This is a genomic window from Caenimonas soli (genome assembly GCF_013155545.1).
Classification (GTDB): Bacteria; Pseudomonadota; Gammaproteobacteria; order Burkholderiales; family Burkholderiaceae_C; genus Ramlibacter; species Ramlibacter soli.
Genome location: NZ_JABJVV010000005.1, coordinates 52,303 through 72,029, shown reverse-complemented (window position 1 = coordinate 72,029; position 19,727 = coordinate 52,303). Strand labels below are relative to the sequence as shown.

The 19,727-nt window shown below is 65.5% G+C and carries 19 protein-coding genes and 2 pseudogenes; 13 read left to right on the top strand and 8 right to left on the bottom strand.

The features are described 5' to 3' along the window. Positions 1-20: 20 nt before the first annotated feature. The 11 genes and pseudogenes from HNE04_RS09025 to pdeM all read left to right on the top strand — a co-directional run bounded on the left by HNE04_RS09025 (position 21) and on the right by pdeM (position 9,466). Complete coding sequence (locus tag HNE04_RS09025; RefSeq protein ID WP_172218209.1) at positions 21-893, top strand: dTDP-4-dehydrorhamnose reductase family protein; 873 nt, start codon at positions 21-23, stop codon at positions 891-893. Positions 894-921: 28 nt separating this feature from the next. Continuing rightward, a complete protein-coding gene (locus HNE04_RS09020) occupies positions 922-1,932 on the top strand; it encodes a polysaccharide biosynthesis protein (protein WP_172218208.1) in 1,011 nt (336 codons plus the stop codon). Then, positions 1,925-3,052, top strand: coding sequence for a non-hydrolyzing UDP-N-acetylglucosamine 2-epimerase (gene wecB / locus HNE04_RS09015; protein WP_172218207.1), 1,128 nt, complete (start codon positions 1,925-1,927; stop codon positions 3,050-3,052). Before HNE04_RS09020 ends, wecB begins: the two co-directional genes overlap by 8 nt. Next, entirely contained in the window at positions 3,049-4,158 is a 1,110-nt protein-coding gene (locus HNE04_RS09010; RefSeq protein WP_172218206.1) for an MraY family glycosyltransferase, read from the top strand. Before wecB ends, HNE04_RS09010 begins: the two co-directional genes overlap by 4 nt. Then, a complete protein-coding gene (gene cysQ, locus HNE04_RS09005) occupies positions 4,137-4,943 on the top strand; it encodes a 3'(2'),5'-bisphosphate nucleotidase CysQ (protein ID WP_407926599.1) in 807 nt (268 codons plus the stop codon). Before HNE04_RS09010 ends, cysQ begins: the two co-directional genes overlap by 22 nt. Before the next feature lie 51 nt (positions 4,944-4,994). After that, positions 4,995-5,885, top strand: a complete 891-nt coding sequence (argB, locus tag HNE04_RS09000; protein ID WP_172218464.1) for an acetylglutamate kinase — start codon at positions 4,995-4,997, stop codon at positions 5,883-5,885. A 2-nt stretch (positions 5,886-5,887) separates the two neighbouring features. Further along, positions 5,888-6,220 (top strand): annotated as a pseudogene (locus HNE04_RS28520) (response regulator); the annotation flags it as partial. Positions 6,221-6,406: 186 nt separating this feature from the next. Next, positions 6,407-6,589 (top strand): annotated as a pseudogene (locus tag HNE04_RS28515) (winged helix-turn-helix domain-containing protein); the annotation flags it as partial. An 11-nt stretch (positions 6,590-6,600) separates the two neighbouring features. After that, a complete protein-coding gene (locus HNE04_RS08990; protein WP_207717503.1) occupies positions 6,601-8,028 on the top strand; it encodes a sensor histidine kinase in 1,428 nt (475 codons plus the stop codon). A 99-nt stretch (positions 8,029-8,127) separates the two neighbouring features. Beyond that, on the top strand, positions 8,128-8,769 hold the full coding sequence (gene slmA, locus HNE04_RS08985; protein WP_172218203.1) for a nucleoid occlusion factor SlmA: 642 nt from the start codon (positions 8,128-8,130) through the stop codon (positions 8,767-8,769). 10 nt (positions 8,770-8,779) lie between these two features. After that, on the top strand, positions 8,780-9,466 hold the full coding sequence (pdeM, locus tag HNE04_RS08980; protein WP_172218202.1) for a ligase-associated DNA damage response endonuclease PdeM: 687 nt from the start codon (positions 8,780-8,782) through the stop codon (positions 9,464-9,466). Here pdeM and HNE04_RS08975 read toward each other — a convergent pair whose 3' ends face one another. From HNE04_RS08975 to HNE04_RS08960, 4 genes are all read right to left on the bottom strand, one after another. After that, a complete protein-coding gene (locus tag HNE04_RS08975; RefSeq protein WP_172218201.1) occupies positions 9,467-10,546 on the bottom strand; it encodes an SEL1-like repeat protein in 1,080 nt (359 codons plus the stop codon). A gap of 16 nt (positions 10,547-10,562) precedes the next feature. Continuing rightward, entirely contained in the window at positions 10,563-12,164 is a 1,602-nt protein-coding gene (locus HNE04_RS08970) for a DUF4384 domain-containing protein (protein ID WP_172218200.1), read from the bottom strand. Then, positions 12,155-12,577: a hypothetical protein gene (locus HNE04_RS08965; protein ID WP_235964891.1), complete on the bottom strand. Its 423-nt coding sequence runs from the start codon at positions 12,575-12,577 to the stop codon at positions 12,155-12,157. Before HNE04_RS08965 ends, HNE04_RS08970 begins: the two co-directional genes overlap by 10 nt. Positions 12,578-12,651: 74 nt before the next feature. After that, positions 12,652-13,119: a hypothetical protein gene (locus HNE04_RS08960; RefSeq protein ID WP_172218198.1), complete on the bottom strand. Its 468-nt coding sequence runs from the start codon at positions 13,117-13,119 to the stop codon at positions 12,652-12,654. A 406-nt stretch (positions 13,120-13,525) separates the two neighbouring features. Between HNE04_RS08960 and HNE04_RS08955 the strand changes: the two genes are divergently transcribed. Both HNE04_RS08955 and HNE04_RS08950 read left to right on the top strand, forming a co-directional pair. Then, on the top strand, positions 13,526-14,311 hold the full coding sequence (locus tag HNE04_RS08955) for a LuxR C-terminal-related transcriptional regulator (RefSeq protein ID WP_172218197.1): 786 nt from the start codon (positions 13,526-13,528) through the stop codon (positions 14,309-14,311). 22 nt (positions 14,312-14,333) lie between these two features. Then, positions 14,334-15,140: a sensor histidine kinase gene (locus tag HNE04_RS08950; RefSeq protein WP_172218196.1), complete on the top strand. Its 807-nt coding sequence runs from the start codon at positions 14,334-14,336 to the stop codon at positions 15,138-15,140. On the opposite strand, the gene HNE04_RS08945 is transcribed toward HNE04_RS08950, so the two are convergent. From HNE04_RS08945 to HNE04_RS08930, 4 genes are read right to left on the bottom strand one after another with little or no spacing between them, the layout of a single operon-like run. After that, entirely contained in the window at positions 15,132-16,178 is a 1,047-nt protein-coding gene (locus HNE04_RS08945; RefSeq protein WP_172218195.1) for a malate/lactate/ureidoglycolate dehydrogenase, read from the bottom strand. The two genes, HNE04_RS08950 and HNE04_RS08945, sit on opposite strands and share 9 nt — an antisense overlap. Positions 16,179-16,182: 4 nt before the next feature. Then, a complete protein-coding gene (locus tag HNE04_RS08940; protein WP_172218194.1) occupies positions 16,183-17,697 on the bottom strand; it encodes a UxaA family hydrolase in 1,515 nt (504 codons plus the stop codon). A gap of 7 nt (positions 17,698-17,704) precedes the next feature. Further along, a complete protein-coding gene (locus HNE04_RS08935; protein ID WP_172218193.1) occupies positions 17,705-19,099 on the bottom strand; it encodes a TRAP transporter large permease in 1,395 nt (464 codons plus the stop codon). Between the two features lie 22 nt (positions 19,100-19,121). Then, entirely contained in the window at positions 19,122-19,706 is a 585-nt protein-coding gene (locus tag HNE04_RS08930) for a TRAP transporter small permease (RefSeq protein ID WP_172218192.1), read from the bottom strand. Positions 19,707-19,727 lie beyond the last annotated feature (21 nt).

The window sequence follows — 19,727 nt, the reverse complement described above, 5'->3', positions numbered from 1 at the left end:
TCGAACGAAGGGACTGTTTCATGACCCACAAACCCGCGGTCAAGGTGCTCGTATTGGGCGCCTCGGGCATGCTGGGCAATGCCGTTCTACGCCTGTTCGGCGCCAGCGATGGCTATGAAGTCAGCGGTTCCGTGCGTTCGGCTGCGGCTTTGCGCCTGCTGCCGGAGGCTTTGCGCCCCCGTATCGTCACCGGGGTGGACGTGGAAAACAGCGACAGCCTGGCGGCGCTGCTGGCCCGCACCCGTCCCGACGCGGTCATCAACTGCATCGGCCTGGTCAAGCAGTTGGCCGAGGCCGACGACCCGCTGGCCGCCATACCCATCAATTCGCTACTCCCCCACCGCCTCGCGCGCCTTTGCGACGTGGCGAGCGCCCGACTGGTGCACGTCAGCACCGACTGCGTGTTCTCGGGCAGCAAGGGCATGTACCTGGAGTCGGACTTCCCCGACGCCAACGACCTGTATGGCCGCAGCAAGTACCTGGGCGAGGTCGACTATCCGCACGCCGTGACCCTGCGCACTTCGATCATCGGCCACGAACTGGCCGGCGCTCACGGGCTGGTGGGTTGGTTCCTGGCCCAGCAGGGCGGGGTGAAGGGATTCACCAAGGCAGTGTTCTCCGGCCTGCCCACCGTCGAATTGGCGCGCGTGATCCGGGACCATGTGCTGCCGCATCCCGAGCTGCGCGGCACCTACCATGTGTCGGCGGCGCCGATCGACAAGTTCGAGCTCTTGAGCCTGGTGGCCAAGGCCTATGGACGCGACACCGAGATAACACCCGACGCGCGGCTCGTCATTGACCGCTCGCTCGATTCCACCCGTTTTCGCCAAGCCACCGGCTACCAGCCGCCGTCGTGGCCCGAGCTGGTACGCCGCATGGCGGAATTCAGCTGACCTCGCCCAAGATTTACAGGATTAACTGATGTTCAAAGACAAGACCCTCATGATCACCGGAGGCACCGGCTCTTTCGGCAACGCCGTGCTCCAGCGCTTCATCCATTCCGACTTCGCCGAGATTCGCGTGTTCAGCCGCGACGAGAAGAAGCAGGAGGACATGCGCATCCACCTGAAGAGCGACAAGGTCAAGTTCTATATCGGCGACGTGCGCGAGTACGACGCCGTCCATGACGCCATGCGCGGAGTTGACTACGTCTTCCACGCCGCGGCGCTCAAGCAGGTGCCGTCCTGCGAGTTCTATCCCATGGAAGCCGTGCGTACCAACGTCGTGGGCGCTGAAAACGTCATGCGCGCGGCGATCGATCACGAGGTCAAGCGCTGTGTGGTGCTCAGCACCGACAAGGCCGTGTACCCCATCAATGCCATGGGCATGTCCAAGGCCATGATGGAAAAGGTCATGGTGGCCAAATCCCGCTTGTGCGACCCCGGCAAGACCGTGCTGTCGGCCACCCGCTACGGCAACGTGATGGCCTCGCGCGGATCGGTGATCCCGCTGTTCCTGGACCAGCTGCAGCAGGGCAAGCCGCTCACCATCACCGACCCCAGCATGACCCGCTTTCTCATGTCGCTCGAGGAATCGGTCGATCTCGTCCTGTATGCCTTCGAGAACGCCCGTCCCGGCGACATCTTCGTGCAGAAGGCCCCCGCCTCCACCGTGGGCGACCTGGCGCAGGCCATGAAGGAGATGCTCAGCGGAAAGAGCGAGATCAAGATCATCGGCACGCGTCACGGCGAGAAGCTGTACGAGTCGCTGGTTTCCCGCGAAGAGATGGCGCGGGCCGAAGACCTGGGCGGCTACTACCGCATTCCAGCCGATTCGCGCGACCTCAACTACGCCAAGTACTTCGTCGAGGGCGAACTCGAGATCGCCCAGATCGACGACTACACCTCGCACAACACCCGCCGGCTCGACGTCGAGCAGGTCAAGCAGGTACTCATGCAACTCGACATCATCCGCCAGGCCGTCAATGCGTAAACTCAAGGTGATGACGATCGTCGGCACGCGGCCGGAAATCATCCGTCTGTCGCGCGTGATCGACCGGCTGGACCGCCATTGCGACCATACCCTGGTCCATACCGGCCAGAACTACGACTACGAGCTGAACGAAGTGTTCTTCAAGGACCTGGGCATTCGCAAGCCCGATGCGTTCCTCGAAGCGGCGGGCCAGAGCGCGGCGGAAACCATCGGCAACGTCATCATCGCCGCGGACAAGGTGATCGAGAAGTACGAGCCCGAGGCGCTGGTGCTGCTGGGCGACACCAACAGCTGCCTGGCGGCCATCGCCGCGAAGCGCCGCAAGGTGCCGATCTTCCACATGGAAGCCGGCAACCGCTGCTTCGATTTCCGCGTTCCGGAGGAGATCAACCGCCGCATCGTGGATCACACGGCCGACATCAATCTCACCTACAGCGAAATCGCGCGCGAATACCTGTTGCGCGAAGGCCTGCCGGCCGACCAGGTGATCAAGACCGGGAGCCCGATGCGCGAAGTCATCGCGCATCACCGCGACGGGATCGAGTCCTCGGACGTGCTGGAGCGCCTGCAACTGGTCGAAGGCGGCTATTTCGTCGTCAGTTCGCATCGCGAGGAAAACGTGGACTCGCCCGACAGCCTGCGCAAGCTGTTCGGCGTGCTCAATGCGCTGGCTGAGCAGTTCGACAAGCCGGTGATCGTTTCCACGCATCCGCGCACCCGCAAGCGCATGGATGCGCTGGGGCTGCAGGCGCACGCGCGGGTGCAGTTCCACAAGCCTTTCGGCTTCCTGGACTATGTCAAACTGCAGATGAAGGCGCGGGCGGTGCTTTCCGACAGCGGCACGATCACCGAGGAATCGTCGATCCTCAATTTTCCGGCCCTGAACCTGCGCGACGTCCACGAGCGGCCCGAAGGGTTCGAAGAGGCGAGCGTCATGTTCGTCGGCATGGACGTCGAGCGCGTCATGCAGGGTCTTGCCATCCTGGAAGACCAGCCGCGCGGCGACGAGCGGCTGCTCAATCTCGTTGCCGACTACGCTGCGTTGAACGTGTCCGACAAGGTGCTGAGGATCGTCCTCAGCTACACCGGCTTCGTCAACCGCAAGGTCTGGGGCAAATGATCTTCCTGATCTTCGTCAGCTTCGCCGCAACGCTCATCATTGCGGTCTTGATGATCCGCAGCGCGCGCGGCCATGCAAAACGCTATGCCGCCGACATGGTCCAGCGCTTTCACGCCGGCGATATTCCGCGCGTCGGCGGCATTGCGATCCTGCTCGGCCTTTCGATCGGGTGGTTCGCCGCCGCGATCGCGGCGAGCTTGGGGGACAGGCTGAACGTGCACATCACGTTCTACAACGCCCTTGTCTGGCTGGCGATGCTGCTGCCGGCCGTGCTTGGCGGAGCGTTCGAAGACTTGACCCAGCGCATCCCCGTACGCTTCCGGCTTGCCTTGACGGGCCTGAGTGCGGGCCTGGCGTGCTGGCTGCTGGGCTTGACGGTCAGCCGCATCGGCATTCCGGGCGTGGACGCATGGCTGCTGACCATGCCCTGGGTGGGCGTCATGCTGGCGTTCCTGGCCATCTGCGGGCTGCCTCATGCGTTCAACATCATCGATGGCTACAACGGCCTGGCCGGAACGGTCGCCATCCTCATCTGTCTTGCCCTGGCGCACGTGGCCCTGCAGGTCGGCGACCGGCAATTGGCCGCGCTGGTGCTCTGCCTCGCCGGTGCGACAGCAGGCTTCCTTTTCTGGAACTATCCGCGCGGCCTGATCTTCGCCGGTGATGGCGGTGCTTATCTCTGGGGGCTGGTGATCGCGATCTCCTCCATCCTGCTGGTGCAGCGCCATTCACTGGTATCGCCCTGGTTCCCGATGCTGCTGGTGATCTACCCGGTGTGGGAAACGCTGTTCTCCATCTATCGCAAGCTCGCGCGCGGCGGCTCGCCGGGCGTGGCCGATGCCCTGCACTTCCACCAGCTGATCTATCGGCGGATCGTGCGCGGCGTGTTCCACGACGACGAGGCGCGGCGCATGCTGACGCGCAACAACCGCACTTCGCCCTACCTCTGGGGCTTCACCGTCCTCACGGTCGCGCCCGCCCTGCTGTTCTGGTCGAACACGCCGGTGCTGATGTTCTTTTGCGCGCTTTTCATGGTTTCCTACGTCTTTGCCTACGTCAGCATCATCCGCTTCAAGGTGCAACGCTGGGTGAGGAGCAAGTTCTGAAATTCGGCGAGCCCGACCTCGCCGCCCTGTGCCGCATCGCCGAGCTGGCGGCACACGAGGTGATGGCGGTGTACGCGGCCGACATCGCCAGCTGGAACAAGCAGGACAGTTCACCGCTCACCAACGCCGACCTGCGTTCCGACGCGGTGATACGGGAGGGATTGAACCAGGCCTTTCCCGGCGTATTCATCCTCTCGGAAGAGTCGATCTCGGGCCAGCCATCGGATCGCGATACCTTCTTCCTGGTCGATCCCCTGGACGGCACCAAGGAGTTCATCCAGCGCAACGGCGAATTCACGGTGAACATCGCGCTGATCCATCGGGGGGAGCCGGTGGCCGGTGTGGTACTGGCCCCCGCTCTCGGCGAGTTGTTTTTCGCCGCGCGGGGAGTCGGGGCCTGGATGAAGGCTGCGGGCGCTGTGACGCCGATCCGCGTTGCTCGCAATGTGCCCGGCCAACCGCTGCGAGTGATCGGCAGCCGCCGGCACGGCGGGGAAGCGCTTGCGGCCTGGCTGGCTCGGCTGCAATGTGAGCACTGCTTCGTGGCCGCCGGCAGTTCCCTCAAATTCTGCCGCTTGGCACAAGGCCAGGCCGACATCTACCCGCGCATCGGCCCCACCTGCCAATGGGACACCGCAGCCGGGCAGGCGGTCTTGCAGGAAGCGGGCGGCGCGGTCCTCGACCAGGATGGGCGACCGCTGGCCTATGGCCTGCTCAAACCCGTGTTGAACCCCAATTTCGTCGCCCTGGGCGACATTAGCCTGAGCTACCCCCCGCTGATCTGAGCGGGATACCGGCTTGCGGCACAATTTGGGCAATTGCACCAGCCCACCGCCATGACCGACCTCCTGAATATTGCCCCCCGCGACAAGGCCGAGATCCTCGCCCAGGCGCTGCCCTACATCCGCAGATTCCATGGCAAGACGATGGTGATCAAGTACGGCGGCAACGCCATGACCGATCCCGAACTGCAGGCCGATTTCGCCGAGGACGTGGTGCTGCTCAAGCTGGTCGGCATGAACCCGGTGGTGGTGCATGGCGGCGGCCCGCAGATCGAAGCGGCGCTGGGCCGCTTGGGCAAGAAGGGCGAGTTCATCCAGGGCATGCGCGTGACCGACGCGGAAACCATGGAAGTGGTGGAATGGGTGCTGGCCGGCGAGGTGCAGCAGGACATCGTGGGCCTGATCAACCAGGCCGGCGGCAAGGCCGTGGGCCTGACCGGCCGCGACGGCGGCCTCATCCGGGCGCAAAAGCTCAAGATGGTGGACAACAGCGACCCGACCAAGGAGCACGACGTGGGCCAGGTCGGCGACATCGTGTCCATCGATCCCAGCGTGGTGATGGCGCTGCAGGACGACCAGTTCATCCCCGTGATCTCGCCGATCGGCTTCGGCGAGAACAACGAAAGCTACAACATCAATGCCGACGTGGTGGCCGGCAAACTGGCCACCGTGCTGAAGGCCGAAAAGCTGGTGCTGCTAACCAACACGCCCGGTGTGCTCGACAAGTCCGGCAAGCTGCTCACCGACCTCACGGCCCGCGAGATCGAGGAGCTCTTCGCCGACGGCACCATCTCGGGCGGCATGCTGCCCAAGATCAGCGGCGCGCTCGACGCGGCCAAGAGCGGCGTCAACTCGGTGCACATCATCGACGGCCGGGTGCCGCACGCCATGCTGCTGGAAATCCTGACCGATCAGGCCTACGGCACCATGATCCGGTCACACTGAATATGCGTCTGCTCCTGGTCGAAGACGACGTGATGGTCGCCAGCGGCATCAAGCTGGGGCTGTCCGACGCCGGCTATGCCGTGGACTGGGTCGGCAGCGGCGAGCGTGCCGAAGAAGTGCTCAAGGGCGAGGTGTTCGACGCCGCCATCATCGACATCGGGCTGCCGAACATGGATGGCCTGGAGTTGACCAAGCGCCTGCGCCGCCCCGACATGGCCAGCCAGGGGATGCCGGTCCTGATCCTCACCGCGCGCGATGCCTTGCACGACCGCGTCCAGGGGCTGGACCTGGGCGCGGACGACTACATGATCAAACCCTTCGAGCTGCCCGAGCTGCTGGCCCGGCTGCGCGCGTTGCTGCGGCGCTCGCAGGCGGCGACAACCGCGGTGCTGAGCTTCGGGCCGATCGAGCTGGACACGGCCAACCGCCGGGCCGCCGCCCGCCACGACGGCCAGACGGCGGCGATCGAGCTGGGGCCGCGCGAATGGACCGTGCTGGAGTACCTGCTGATCAACGCGCCCAAGCCGGCCAGCAAAGAGAAGCTGCTGCAGGCGCTGACCGGCTGGGACAAGGAGATCACGCCGAATGCCGTCGAGGTCTACATCTCCCGGCTGCGCGGCAAGCTGGAACCCCATGGCGTGGCGCTGCGATCGATCCGCGGGTTCGGCTACCGGCTGGAACTCAACGAGCCGCAGGCGGAGTGAACTTCCATTTCATGGCGAACCGAGGCGCCGCCCGCAAGAGCGGCGGCGATGGGCTGGGCGTGACGTCGGGCCTGCGGAGGCGGCTGCTGGTGATGCTGATCACGCCGCTGGTCCTGCTGGCCCTGCTGAATGCCTGGTTCGATTACCGCTCTGCCGACAACGTGGCGCTGCAGCAGGATCAGCGGCTGCTGGCTCTGTTGCCGCTGCTGGGCGATTCCATCATTGGCGAGGGGTTGAACCAAATCGACCCGCCGGTGCTGCTGCTCGCGCCCGCCGTCGAGGAGTTCCTGAACAATGCACCGGCCCACGCCGCCTTTGCGGTCTCCGATGCCGACGGCAAGGTGTTGCGCGGCGAGCCGTGGCTGGCAGGACTGGCGCCCACCACGCTGGAGCCCGAGTTCCACAGCGAAGAAAACAGCGGCATCACCTGGCGCATCGTGCGCCAGCGCCAGCAGACCGTGCTGGGCGAGGTGGTGGTCGCGCTGGCCGACGGGTCCGATCCGCGCCAGCAGTGGGCGCGCTCCATCCTGTTCAAGGTGCTGCTGCCCAATCTGGTGCTGGTCACCGCCGCTGCGTTCGCCGTGCGCTGGGCGGTCCAGCGGGCGCTCAAGCCCTTGCTCGACCTGCGCGAAGCGGTGGAGCGAAGATCGCCACGCGATTTGAGCTCCATCGACGAAAGCGCCTCGCCTGAAGAGGTCAGGCCGCTGGTCAATTCGCTCAATCGCCTGTTCGGGCTGGTCAATGCCCAGGCGGAAAGCCAGAGGCGCTTCATCGCCGACGCGGCGCACCAGCTGCGCACGCCGCTGGCGGGCCTGCAGGCCCAGGTGGAGGCCTGGGCGCAGGCTGCCAATATCGCAGGCCCGGGCGACGGGACCGTGCGGCTGCGCACCGAGCAGGTCAACAAGCTGCGCGGCGCGACCCGCCGCACCTCGCAGCTGGCCAACCAACTGCTGGCGCTGTCGCGGGCCGACGCGCGCTCCATGCAGGCCCAGCCCATGCAACGGGTCGATCTGAAGGAGCTGTGTGCGGACATGCTGGAGACGCACCTGGACGCGGCGACGGCCAAGCGCATCGATCTGGGCCTGGACGCCCAGGCGGTGCAGGTCATGGGCCACGAGTGGCTGCTGCGCGAGCTGCTGGCCAACCTGGTGGACAACGCCGTGAAGTACACCCCCGAAGCCGGCACGATCACGATCCGCTGCGGCCGGCGGCCGGATGGCGCGTTCCTCGAAGTCGAGGACGACGGCCCCGGCATCGCACCCGCCGAGCGGCAGCGCGTGCTGGAGCGCTTCTACCGTGTCCAAGGCACGCAGGGCGAGGGCAATGGCCTGGGGCTTGCCATCGCCGACGAGATCGCGCGCGTGCATCACAGCCACCTGCAATTGCAGCCGGCAGCGAAGGGCCGCGGCCTCAGGGTGACGCTCTCGTTCGCGGGGTAAGTGCGCACTTGGCGCGCAGGCCGCACAAATCGGAAGGTGCCCCGCGAAAACCCTAGGTCCGGGTATGCGAGAATCAAATCAACACATATCTTTCAAACTATGTCCGACGCCGATTTCGCCAGCCCCGGTTCCACCGCCGCCCAAGAGGCCCCGGCTGTCGCGCGCAAGCGTCCCAAGCCGGGCGAGCGCCGGGTGCAGATACTGCAGGCATTGGCCACCATGCTGGAACAGCCGGGTGCCGAGCGCATCACCACGGCGGCCCTGGCCGCGCGGCTGGACGTGAGCGAGGCGGCGCTGTACCGCCATTTCGCGAGCAAGGCCCAGATGTTCGAGGGCCTGATCGAATTCATCGAACAGAGCGTGTTCTCCCTGGTCAACCAGATCGGCGAGCGCGAGCCGGCCGGCACCGCCCAGGCCGCCAAGACCGTCGCCATGTTGCTGCAGTTCGCCGAGAAGAATCCCGGCATGACCCGCGTGATGGTGGGCGATGCCCTGGTGTTCGAGAACGAGCGCCTGCAGCAACGCATGAACCAGTTCTTCGACAAGATCGAGTCCACGCTCAAGCAGAGCCTGCGCGCCGGCCTGGATGCCGACAGTTCTGCGACGCCGAGCCTCGACGCCCAGGTGCGCGCCTCGATGCTCACCGCGTTCGTCGTGGGCCGGCTGCAGCGCTTCGCCCGCTCGGGCTTCAAGCGCGCCCCATCGGAGCACCTGGAAGCCAGCTTGGCGCGCATGCTCTAGGAAAGCCCTGATGTTGAGGATTCGGGTCGCGGGGGCGGACGTCGTCCTGCATCCCAGCGGAGCGGCCTTGCTCTCGGCCGAACAGACCTTGCTGGTTGCCGATGCGCATTTCGGCAAGGCCGTGAGCTTTCGCCAGCTCGGGGTGCCGGTGCCCAGCGGCACGACCGCCGAAACCCTGGACGGACTTTCCGCTGCGCTGGCGGACACCAAGGCGCGGCGCATCGTCTTCCTGGGCGATTTCCTGCATTCGCGCCGCTCACATGCCGCCGGCACCATGGGCGCGCTGGCAGCTTGGCGGGCCCAACATGCCGACCTGGAAATGACGCTGGTGCGCGGCAACCACGACGACCGGGCCGGCGATCCGCCCGCGAGCCTGGACATCGCGGTGGTCGACGAGCCGCTGCCGCTGGGGCCTTTCGCGCTGTGCCACTACCCCAAACCTTCGCAGGACGGCTACGTGCTGGCGGGCCATTGGCATCCCTGCATCAGCGTGGGCGGACGGGCCTTCGAGCGGCTGCGCCTGCCTTGCTTCTGGTTCGGCGATGACACGGGCGCGTTGCCCGACAACGCGGTCGGGGTCTTGCCCGCCTTCGGAAGTTTCACCGGCATGCACCGGATCGAGCCGCGCACCGGCGACCGGATTTTTCCGGTGGCCGGTGATGTGGTGCGCGCGATCCCGATCCTGCCGGTGGTCTGATCAGGGCGGCCTGCGGGCTCCGCGCCATTCCGCAGGGACGAGGTCATACAACGGCGTGGGGTCGCGTTGCAACGCGGCGGTGACCGTGGGCGGCAGCAAGGTGACCCCGCCGACGGCCGAAACATCCATGCGCGCCAACTGCTGCATCCATGCGATATCGACTCCACCGCCGGGGGCGGGACGCGAGAAGATCAGCTCGAGCATGCGGCGTGCCTGCGGGTGGCCTTTGGCCGCCGCCATCTCGTACAGCCTCATCGCCTCGGCATAGTTGGACGGCACCCCCTCTCCGCGGTGATAGCGCCTCGCTTGCAGGAACCATTGATCCGCCTGCGAGCCTGGGGGACCGGCGCCGAGGCCCAGCCTTTCCCCGATCAGCGCCGCATTCGCGGCGGCCGCCGGAGATCGCCGGCTGGCCGCCCGGAACTGATCGATTGCCTCCTGCAGCCGGCCTGCGCCGGCGCTTTCAATGCCCAGCTCTGTCTGTGCGTGGACATCGCCGGCCCTCGCGGCCCGGAGCAGCAGGTCGCGCCGCGGCAGCGGCGGCAGCGAGTGGCCCCGTAAATCCGGCGTGGCGACCTGCAGCGGCGCCAGCCGGTTCTCCATCAGCCATTCCAGATACAGCGCCCGCCCGGGGTCGAGTTCCCGCAGGGGTGCGAGCCATTGCCGAGCCGCAGCGGGTTGCGCAACGCCCGTGCAACCGTCGATGGCGCACCACGCGAGACCGGCCGGCGCCAACGGGTGTCCCAGTTGCCGGGCCTGCTGGAACCAGGTTTGCGCCTGGGCAGTGTCCTGGGGCATGGCCAAGCCGTGCAATGCAAGCAGGCCCAGCAACCAGGCGGCGTCGCGCGCCGCAGCGGGGCGGGACCGCGCAGCAGCCGCATCCGCGCGCAGTCTCTGCACGGCCCGCTCATGGACGCCATTCGGCGGTTCGATGAACTGCGGTGCGGCCTCGCCCAGCCGGGAGGGGTCGAGCACCGGCGGGCTGACGTCCTGCCCCGGGCCGGTTCGGCCGGCCCCAGCCAGCGCGAACACCGCGGCTGCCGCCAGCAGGCGGCGCAAGGTGGAAGCCGCCCCAAGCATGGCTTCGTGCCTCTATCTATTGCGCAGGCGCCGGGGGTGCGCGCCGCGGCCCTACTTGCCAGCGCAGCGTACTGCTGGTGTAGCCGTCCGGGCCCCATGCGTCGGCGTAGGCCTTGTCCACCTGGTCCAGCGACGAATACCCGGGGATCGGCTTGAAAGACAGGCCGCGCATGGCTTCGGGCAACTTGGCCGTGCCCTCGTCGTCGGTAGCGAAGCAGGCCATGCCTTCCACGCCCGGGCTGGTGGCATCCATGATGAAGCCGGGATTCGGGGCCATCCAGTCGGGTATGCGGATGGCGTGGTTGGCCGCTACCCACATGGAGCGATTCGAGTTGTTGGGGATCAATCGGGTGATGCCTCCGCGCGCATCCGAGTAGTAGCAGGACAGGAACGAGGAACGCGAGATGGTGGCCGACACGAAGATCTGCTCGCCGACTTCGAACGTGCTGCGATCCTGCTTGACGTTTTCGATCTGCATCTCCAGGGTGCGTGCCTGGCTGCGCGTGGGCGCCGTCTCTGTCCAGCCGATGCGAAGCAGCTTGCCGTCCTCGCCCAGGCCCACGAAGTTGCGCAGGGACCGCTCGTAGGTGTTGAAATCGAGCACACCGGTCACGGCGACTCCGCTGTCTGCCTGGAACCGGGCCAGGGCTTCGCGCAATACGGGGCTGTTCGGGGCCAGCCCGTCGTCGCCCGGACGCAGGTAGCCGCGGCTGATCAGGGACCGCTTGATCAACTGGCTCTGCGCCGCAGCCCCGCCCTCGTCATACCAATCGCGCAGCTGGCGCTGGAAATCGGGATGGGTCTGCTCGAGGGTCAGGCACTGCCAATACGGGACGCGCGCCCATTTGCCGATCAACTCTATGGTCGCCAGTTCGACGAGGGTGCGTACGGCGGCGCCTGCGCCCTGGGTGTAGTCGCGCCCCACGTTGAACTGGACGCCATAGGAGCGGATGCGTCCTGCGAGATCCAGCCCCTGGCCGCCGGTGCCGACGATCACCTCGTTGGCCGAGTCCATGCCGGGTATCAGGGTGCGCGAGCGGAAGTCGCCCAGATGCATCTCCAGGCCGATGATCGTTGCACTGCGGTTCTTGCTGAAGGCGGCTTCGAAGCGTGAACCCGACACGGCGGCATCGAAACTGTTGCTCAGGACGTTCTGGTCCACGAAGGCGATCGCGCCCGACAGGTACAGGGCCGGTCGCTGCAACTGGACCTGGTTGGTGTTGAGCATGATGGTGGTCAGGTTCTGCACCGTGTCCTGCCGTGCGATGTCCACTTCGTAGTCGACGAAGCGGAACGCATTGCTCAGCCTGGACATCTGCGACAACGCCGTGATGATCATTTCCTTGGTCGCGACCGATACGCGCCCCGAGACGTCGGGGATGTGCTTGCTGCTGATCAGCGTGGTGGGAATCTCGCTGCTGCGCAGCATGTGGTCCATGCACACCAGCGACTCCGAAAAGCTGGAGATCGAGCGCGTCGGCCTGACGACCGGCCGATCGGCGGCATAGGCGTGCGATTGGTAGGCGGCGTCCTTGCGCGCGTTCAGGGGCGTGCTGCAGCCGCTGGCCAGCAGCGCGGCGCAAAGCGCCAGCAGGGTAGCGGTCCGGGCTATCTGCATATGTTGACCAGGTCGCCGCGCAGCACGACGATCTGGGGTGCCTGGTTGGGGCCGTATTTAGTTCCGGGCGTGGGGTTGGCCACGGTATTGCTGCCCACCTCCTGGACGCAGGTCTTGTGCATTCCCTCCGCCGTGGCGGCGTTGACCGCGTCGCTGTCGGTCGCGATGCCCGTGGTGTCGGCTGAGAACGACTTGGCCTCGTAGCGTGCAACGCGGGCCCGCGTCGCCGCCGGCATCCCCGCCTTGCTCTCGATGTTGCCGGACTTGGGCGGCGGGTTCGTGGGCTGCATCTGGATCGACAGCTTGCCCTTCAGGATGACGGGATCTTCGCCCGGCGCCTGGGCCCCGGCGGGCAACACGAAGAGGGCGGCCGAAGCCATTGCCGCCCGCTGCCACCCAATGAGTTTATTCATCATCCTCTCCTGGAAGAACAGGTGGCGCCGTCGCCCGGGTAGGGTTGGGCGCCACCTTGAGGGACGCGACTTGATTAGCGCGGGCCGTTGTTGCTATGACGGTCGGGGCAGCCGAAGCAGCTGTTGTTGCTGGCGATGTTCTGCACCGCTTTGCTGTGCGCGCCGTCCGCGGTATTGGTGACCGAGGAGATGAGCAGGCTGGTGATCTGCACGGAGTCTCCGCCGATCGTCACGTCGCCCATGTTGGAGGACAGGTTCTGGTTGGCGAAGGCTTGGTAGCCGTCAGCCGAATTGGTCACGTAGGAGCCCACGCCCACGACGGCCTGCGTCGAATTGCCACCGGCCCTGACGCGCACGTTGCCGGAGTTGCTGGCCAGGTTTTGCAAGGCAGTGGTGTTCTCGTTCGCCGTGTTGCTCACGGCCGACAGGGTCAGCGAGACCGCCTGGGTAGAGTTTCCATTGATGACGATTTCGTCTGCCGGTTCGACGGCCATGGCTGCGGTCGCCACGACGCTCAGGGCAAACAATGCAAGTGATTTCATGATGGGTTCCTTGTATCGCAGTACGGATGAAAGGCTGCGCCGGGGAAGCTCCGCGGCAAAGCCGGCCCGACAGCGCGATCGGCGTTTGTTTCGCTTTGCGCACTGTCTGGGTTCAGTCTCGGGGCCGCAGGCCAACGAGCCAATGCCTCGCACCGGTTACCGGGATTGACCTCGGCAGTAGTGAGCCCAGCCGCCGGATCGCTAGGACAGGGCTGGCGAAAACCGCGGGGCGCCGAGAACTCATCCAGTAAATTTGCGGTAGTAAGCATCAGAAACCCAGGTAAATCAGCCAAGTGATGAGTTATTTTTTTACACGTCTTTCCCAGAGCGGGTAATCTTTGTCCAAACGGCAATTACCCGCGATCCCATCGGGGGTGAATCATCCAAAAACAACGGAGGCGATGTGTTGAACGAAGTCAGCGAAAGTGCCCCGGCACCGCAGCAACCAGTAGCACCTGGGGCTGGACAATTCCAGTTCGCGACACACAACAATCCGCCGTCGGTGTGGCCCGATTACCTTGCTGGCCAAGCCGAAAAACCCATACGAGTCGTCGTGGTCGACGACGACCCGCACATCCGACGGGTCATATCGCAGGAACTCATGAGCGACCCTCGCACCGTTGTCGTGGGGCAAGCAGAAACGCTGCGGGAAGGTCGGCGGCTGGTACGCGAACACGACTTCGAGGTGATGCTGGTGGACCTCAACCTGGGCGACGGCATCGGTTACGACCTCATCACCTACGCGAAGCACATTCGCGGCACGGCGGAGGTCGTCGTGGTTTCCATACTGGAGGGGGATGACGATGCGATGCGCGCGTTCGACCTGGGCGCCGCCGGGTTTCTGGTCAAAAATTCCTGGTTTGGCAGCTTTGTCCAGGCTGTGCTGCAGGTGGCCAACGGGGGTGCATCGATAACACCCAGCCTCGCGCGGCGGCTCCTGCTGAAAATGGATCGCAACAAGTCCCGGGCCGAAGGCTCATACCCATCCAGCAAAGGTCCGAGCAAGCTATCGGATCGCGAGAGGGAAATCCTGCGAATGATCGCGAATGGTTTCACCAGCGCGGAGATCGCCAGCCGGCTCGCCATCAGCGACCTGACGGTCAATACGCATGTGAAGAACATCTATCACAAGCTCCACGTCAGAACCCGGGCGCAGGCCGTGAGCTGCGCCAGCACCTGGGGGTTTCTGTGACTTCTGACGGAACGAGCTGGCGATGAAATCGCTGCGCGTCGACCTGCTGCTTGCCGTGACCACGGGCTTGATGCTCTGCCATCTGGCGATAGATGTTCTTGCGCGGATTTTCGAGGTCAGGGCCGCAACCGGGTTGATATTGGCATTCGACGTCGGGGCCCTCATCTTGACGATGTTGGCCTATTTCAAGCGGCGCGCGGCGCGCATATCCAAAGAGCTCGAGGCCGAGCGCGTGAGAATCGCGCGTGACCTGCATGACGGGCTGGGCTTCCAGTTGGTAACCGCGCTTTCGCTTGCCCGGAACACCACGGAAGCAACCGCCGCGGATGTTCGGCTCGCGCTCGAACTGGCGGTTCTGGAACTCCACACGGTGGTGCACTGGGCGCAGTCGAATAGCGTTCCCATCGTCGAGGCGATGGCGAACCTGCGCTACCGCATCCAGCCTATCCTGGATAGGCAGGGCCTGGAGTTGATCTGGCAGGTGGACGAAGATATCCCGGACGATGTGCTCGTGGGGCCGGCAGCGCGGCACTTCATCCGGCTCGTTCAGGAGGCGCTGAGCAATGTGCTGCAGCATGCCCACGCCACCCAGCTGGTGGTCAAGCTCAGCTGCCCGCCACGTGGCGGCGTGCTGCTGCTGGAGGTCATAGACAACGGCCGCGGCCTCGCTTCGCCAGAGGACAAGTCGGGGTCGACTTACATGGGCAGGGGCGTGGCCAGCATGAAACAGCGGGCAGAGCAGATCGGGGCGGCCTTGAAGCTGATCGAGCAGCAGGAGGGCGGAACGCGCATCAGCCTCGCGGTTCCGCTTCCTTGCCCTTCAGCCTAGTTTCTTTTCCGCGGCCAGAATTTCCGCCCAGGTCTGGTCGTCTATGGCGATGCCCTCGCGCTCGCGCCGCGTTCGCGCCTCTCGCTCGGGCTCGCCCGCGATGCGCACGCCATCCGACCCCGGTGCCGCCGGTCCCTGCTTGAGCCAGTCGACAAAGGCCAGCGCTTCCTGCTCGAAGCCATCCTGGGTGCCCAGCCTGGCGGGGTCGATCAGGATGGTGAGCATGCCGTTGACGACGGCGCGGGCGCTATCGGGCGCCCGGTGCCAGGTGCCGCCGCCGGTGAGGGCGCCGCCCAGCAGCTCGCAAGCCACCGCCATACCGTAGCCCTTGTGCTCGCCGAAGGTCATCAGTGCGCCGAAGAGGCCGTTCGCCTGCGGTACCACCACGACGCCGGGATCGGTCGTGGGCCTGCCTTGCTCGTCGATCAGGTACCCGGGTTCGACCGTCCGCCCCTCGTTATGGGCCACGCGCATCTTGCCCTGCGCCACGCGGCTGGTCGCGAAGTCCAGCACGAACGGCTCGCTGCCCTTGAGCGGAACGCCGATGCAGCAGGGGTTGGTGCCGAAGCGGCCGTCGCCGCCGCCCCAGGGCGCCACCACGGGGCGTGAGAGGACATTGACGAAATGGAGGGAGACGAGGTTCTGGGCAACCGCCATTTCGGCCCAGTGCCCGATGCGGCCCAGGTGGTGCGAGTTGCCCAGCGCCACGATGCAATTGCCGTGCAGCTTGGCTCGCGCAATGCCGAGCTGCATGGCCTGCTCACCGATGACCTGCCCATAGCCGCGCTGCCCGTCCAGCGTCAGCATGGTTCCGATGTCGAGCAGCACCTTCGCCGAGGCATTGGGCGCGAGCCCGCCTTCCAGCACGGCATCGACGTAGCGCGGAATCATGCCCACGCCGTGGGAATCATGGCCGCTGAGGTTGGCCAGGACCAGGTTGTCGGCAACCAGCCGGGCCTCTTCGGGTGCGCTGCCGGCGGCCTGCACGATGGCGGCGCAGCGGGTGCGCAGGTCCTGCGCCGTGAAAGTCTTGGCCATGGCGCTACATCACCGCACCGACTTGCCAGGGCACGAACTCGTTCTGCCCATAGCCGTGCTTCTCGCTCTTGGACTGCTCGCCCGAGGCCGTGGCCAGCACCAGCTCGAAGATGCGCTGGCCCATCTCCTGGATGGAAACCTTGCCGTCGATGATCTCGCCGCAGTTGATGTCCATATCCTCCTCCTGCCTTAGCCACAGCGCCGAGTTGGTTGCCAGCTTGAGCGAGGGCGAGGGCGCGCAGCCGTAGGCCGAGCCGCGGCCGGTGGTGAAGCAGATCATGTTGGCGCCGCCCGCTACCTGGCCCGTGGCGCTCACCGGGTCGTAGCCGGGCGTGTCCATGTAAACGAAGCCATGGTCCTTCACCGGCTCGGCATATTCGTACACGGCCTGCAGATTCGTGGTGCCGCCCTTGGCCACGGCGCCCAGCGACTTTTCCAGGATGGTGGTGAGGCCGCCAGCTTTGTTGCCGGGCGAGGGGTTGTTGTTCATCTCGCCCTCGTTGACTTCGGTGTAGTGCTCCCACCACTTGATCCGCTCGAGCAGCTTCTCGCCGACTTCGCGCTTGACGGTGCGGCGCGTCAGCAGGTGCTCGGCGCCATAGATCTCAGGCGTCTCGGAAAGAATGGCCGTGCCGCCATGGGCCACCAACAGGTCGACCGCCGCACCCAGTGCCGGGTTGGCGCTGATGCCCGAGTAACCGTCGGAGCCGCCGCATTGCAGGCCGATGGTGATGTGGGCCGCGCTGCACGGCTCGCGCTTCACCGCATTGGCCTTGGGCAGCATCTCCTTGATCAGGGCGATGCCCTTCTCCACGGTTTTGCGGGTGCCGCCGGTGTCCTGGATGTTGAAGACCTTGAGCGACTCGCCCTCGCGCAAGGAGCTGTGGGCCAGCCAGGCGTTGATCTGGTTGGCTTCGCAGCCCAGGCCCACCACCAGCACGCCCCAGAAATTGGCGTGGGTGGCGTAGCCGGCCAGCGTGCGCTCCAGGATCTGCATGCCCATGCCTTCGGTGTCCATGCCGCAGCCGGTGCCGTGGGTGAGGGCCACCACGCCATCGACGTTGGGGTAGTCCGCCAGGGCTTCCGGGTGGTTCTGGCGCGAGAAGTAGTCGGCAATCGCGCGGGCCGCCGTGGCCGAGCAGTTCACGCTGGACAGGATGCCCACATAGTTGCGCGTGGCAACCCGGCCGTCCGATCGTTTGATGCCCATGAAGATCGCCTCGCGCCTGGTCGGCTCGGGCTTGACGTCGGCGCCGAAAGCATAGTCGCGCTCGAATTCGCCCATCACGAGGTTGTGCGTGTGGACGTGCTCGCCGGCAGCGATGGGTTTGCTCGCGAAGCCGATGATCTGGTTGTAGCGACGCACAGGCTCGCCCTGCGCGAGGTCGCGCGTGGCGACCTTGTGGCCCGGCGGGATCAGGCCCTTGATCACCACGTTTTCCGCCCGGGTGCCGCCCACCAGCTGGGCGCGGGCGATCAGGACGTCGTCCTGGGGATGGAGTCGAATGAAGGGAGTCATCGTAAGCTCAGTAGAAGAATTTGGGCAGCCAGAGAACCAGTTTGGGGAAGTAGGTGATGACCACCAGCGACCCGAGCAGAGGGACCAGCCAAGGAAGAATGGCGATGGTGGTTCGTTCCACCGACAGCTTGGCGACCCTGGCCAGGACAAATAACACCATGCCCATGGGCGGATGCAGGAGTCCGATCATGAGGTTGAGCACCATGACCAGGCCGAAGTGGACCAAGTCTATACCCAGCTGCTGGCAGATAGGTACCAGGATGGGTACCAGGATCGTGATCGCGGCCGTGGGTTCCAGGAAGCAGCCCACGAACAGCATCAGCAGGTTGGCCAGCAGCAGGAAGACCCAGGGTTCCTTGGTGAAGCCCAGCACCCATTCGGAGATCGCCGCCGTGACGCCGGTGGCCGTGAGCATCCAGCCGAAGATGCTGGCGGCCGCGACGATGAACAGCACCGTGGCCGTCGTCTCCACCGTATCCAGGCAGACCTTGACGAACATCTTCCAGTCGAGCGTGCGGTACCAGGCGAAGCCCAGCACCATGGCCCAGATGCAGGCGGCGATGGCGCCTTCGGTGGGCGTGAAGATGCCGGTGGTCATGCCGCCGATCAGCAGCACCGGCGTCATGATGGGCAGCACGGCCTGGAAGCGGAAATATTTGTCGGCCATGAACAGCGCGATCAGGCCGGCCAGCACGGTGGTTCTGGGCGGGAAGTCCAGCTTGACGATCAGCACCCAAAGAACCAGCGGCCAGGCGATCACCACGGCGGTCTCGGCCAGAGCCTTGATCACGCGCGGCCATTCGAATTTGATGTCGGCGCCCCAGCCGTTCTTGTGGGCGAAGTACGCCACCGTCAGCATCATGGCGACCGCCATCAGCAGGCCCGGCAGGATGCCGGCCAGGAACAGCGCGCCGACACTGACGTTGGCCATCATTCCGTAGATCACGAAGGGCAGGCTGGGCGGGATGATGGGGCCCAGCGTGGCCGAGGCGGCCGTGACGCCCACGGCAAATTCCGTGCTGTAGCCATGGTCCTTCATGGCCTTGATCTCGATGGTGCCCAGGCCTGCGGCGTCGGCGATGGCGGTGCCGCTCATCCCGGCAAACACCACCGAACCCACCACGTTCACGTGGCCCAGGCCGCCCTTGAGCCAGCCCACCAGCGCCAGCGCGTAGTTGTAGATGCGGTTGGTGATGCCGGCGTTGTTCATCAGGTTGCCGGCCAGGATGAAGAACGGCACGGCCAGCAGCGGGAAGCTGTCGATGCCGCTGACCATCCGGTGGATCACCACGAAGCCCGGCAGCGTGCCGGCCCACCAGATGTACAGCAGCGAGGAGCCGGCCATGGCGATCGCCACCGGCAGGCCGCTGCTCATGAGCAGCAGGAAGATGACTTTGAGCATGTTGGTTCTTGTCGTGGGTTCTTCAGGAGGCGCGCGCCAGACCGTCGTCCATGGTGGACTCCGGCCGCTCCAGCACCGAATAGCCGCGCCGGCGATGGGCCAGGCAGACCTGCACCGAGCGGAAGGTCATGGCGACGAAGCCGAGCAGGCAGACACCGTAGACCCAGTTCATCGGCAGGTCGACCATCGTCATGCGGGAATTGCTGCCCAGCCGGATCATCATCATCGCCGTGAGCACCACTGCGGCGGCGAAGAAGCCGATCCGCAGCAGGTCGGCCAGGGTGGCCATCGCGCGCCCCAACCGGGGCGACATGAAGCGGTAGAAGAAATCGACCTGGATGTGGTTGTTCTTCACCACCCCGATGGTCGCGCCGGTGAAGACCGTGGCGATCAGCAGGTAACGAGCGATCTCCTCGGTCCAGGCTGCCGAGTCGTTCAACACGTAGCGGGTGAAGAACTGGTAGAACACCGTCAGGCCCAGGATCCAGAAGAATCCCAGGGCCACCCAGGCCTCGGGAGCGGTGCCGGACAGGTCCACCGCTTGGTCCTGCGCGTGGAACTGGCCGTCTTCCCCCATCACGTGGGGCATGTCATCAATGGTTTCCATGCTGTGGTCCTGGCCTGAGGC

What these genes read in the sequence shown, in the direction of transcription:
- HNE04_RS09020 (WP_172218208.1), top strand. Translation starts at nt 922, where the DNA reads ATGTTCAAAGACAAGACCCTCATGATCACCGGAGGCACCGGCTCTTTC.
- HNE04_RS08970 (WP_172218200.1), bottom strand. Translation starts at nt 12,164, where the DNA reads ATGCAGATAGCCCGGACCGCTACCCTGCTGGCGCTTTGCGCCGCGCTG.
- HNE04_RS09010 (WP_172218206.1), top strand. Translation starts at nt 3,049, where the DNA reads ATGATCTTCCTGATCTTCGTCAGCTTCGCCGCAACGCTCATCATTGCG.
- HNE04_RS08940 (WP_172218194.1), bottom strand. Translation starts at nt 17,697, where the DNA reads ATGACTCCCTTCATTCGACTCCATCCCCAGGACGACGTCCTGATCGCC.
- HNE04_RS08945 (WP_172218195.1), bottom strand. Translation starts at nt 16,178, where the DNA reads ATGGCCAAGACTTTCACGGCGCAGGACCTGCGCACCCGCTGCGCCGCC.
- HNE04_RS08950 (WP_172218196.1), top strand. Translation starts at nt 14,334, where the DNA reads ATGAAATCGCTGCGCGTCGACCTGCTGCTTGCCGTGACCACGGGCTTG.
- HNE04_RS09025 (WP_172218209.1), top strand. Translation starts at nt 21, where the DNA reads ATGACCCACAAACCCGCGGTCAAGGTGCTCGTATTGGGCGCCTCGGGC.
- HNE04_RS08960 (WP_172218198.1), bottom strand. Translation starts at nt 13,119, where the DNA reads ATGAAATCACTTGCATTGTTTGCCCTGAGCGTCGTGGCGACCGCAGCC.
- HNE04_RS08930 (WP_172218192.1), bottom strand. Translation starts at nt 19,706, where the DNA reads ATGGAAACCATTGATGACATGCCCCACGTGATGGGGGAAGACGGCCAG.
- pdeM (WP_172218202.1), top strand. Translation starts at nt 8,780, where the DNA reads ATGTTGAGGATTCGGGTCGCGGGGGCGGACGTCGTCCTGCATCCCAGC.
- wecB (WP_172218207.1), top strand. Translation starts at nt 1,925, where the DNA reads ATGCGTAAACTCAAGGTGATGACGATCGTCGGCACGCGGCCGGAAATC.
- argB (WP_172218464.1), top strand. Translation starts at nt 4,995, where the DNA reads ATGACCGACCTCCTGAATATTGCCCCCCGCGACAAGGCCGAGATCCTC.
- slmA (WP_172218203.1), top strand. Translation starts at nt 8,128, where the DNA reads ATGTCCGACGCCGATTTCGCCAGCCCCGGTTCCACCGCCGCCCAAGAG.
- HNE04_RS08935 (WP_172218193.1), bottom strand. Translation starts at nt 19,099, where the DNA reads ATGCTCAAAGTCATCTTCCTGCTGCTCATGAGCAGCGGCCTGCCGGTG.
- HNE04_RS08975 (WP_172218201.1), bottom strand. Translation starts at nt 10,546, where the DNA reads ATGCTTGGGGCGGCTTCCACCTTGCGCCGCCTGCTGGCGGCAGCCGCG.
- HNE04_RS08990 (WP_207717503.1), top strand. Translation starts at nt 6,601, where the DNA reads ATGGCGAACCGAGGCGCCGCCCGCAAGAGCGGCGGCGATGGGCTGGGC.
- HNE04_RS08965 (WP_235964891.1), bottom strand. Translation starts at nt 12,577, where the DNA reads ATGAATAAACTCATTGGGTGGCAGCGGGCGGCAATGGCTTCGGCCGCC.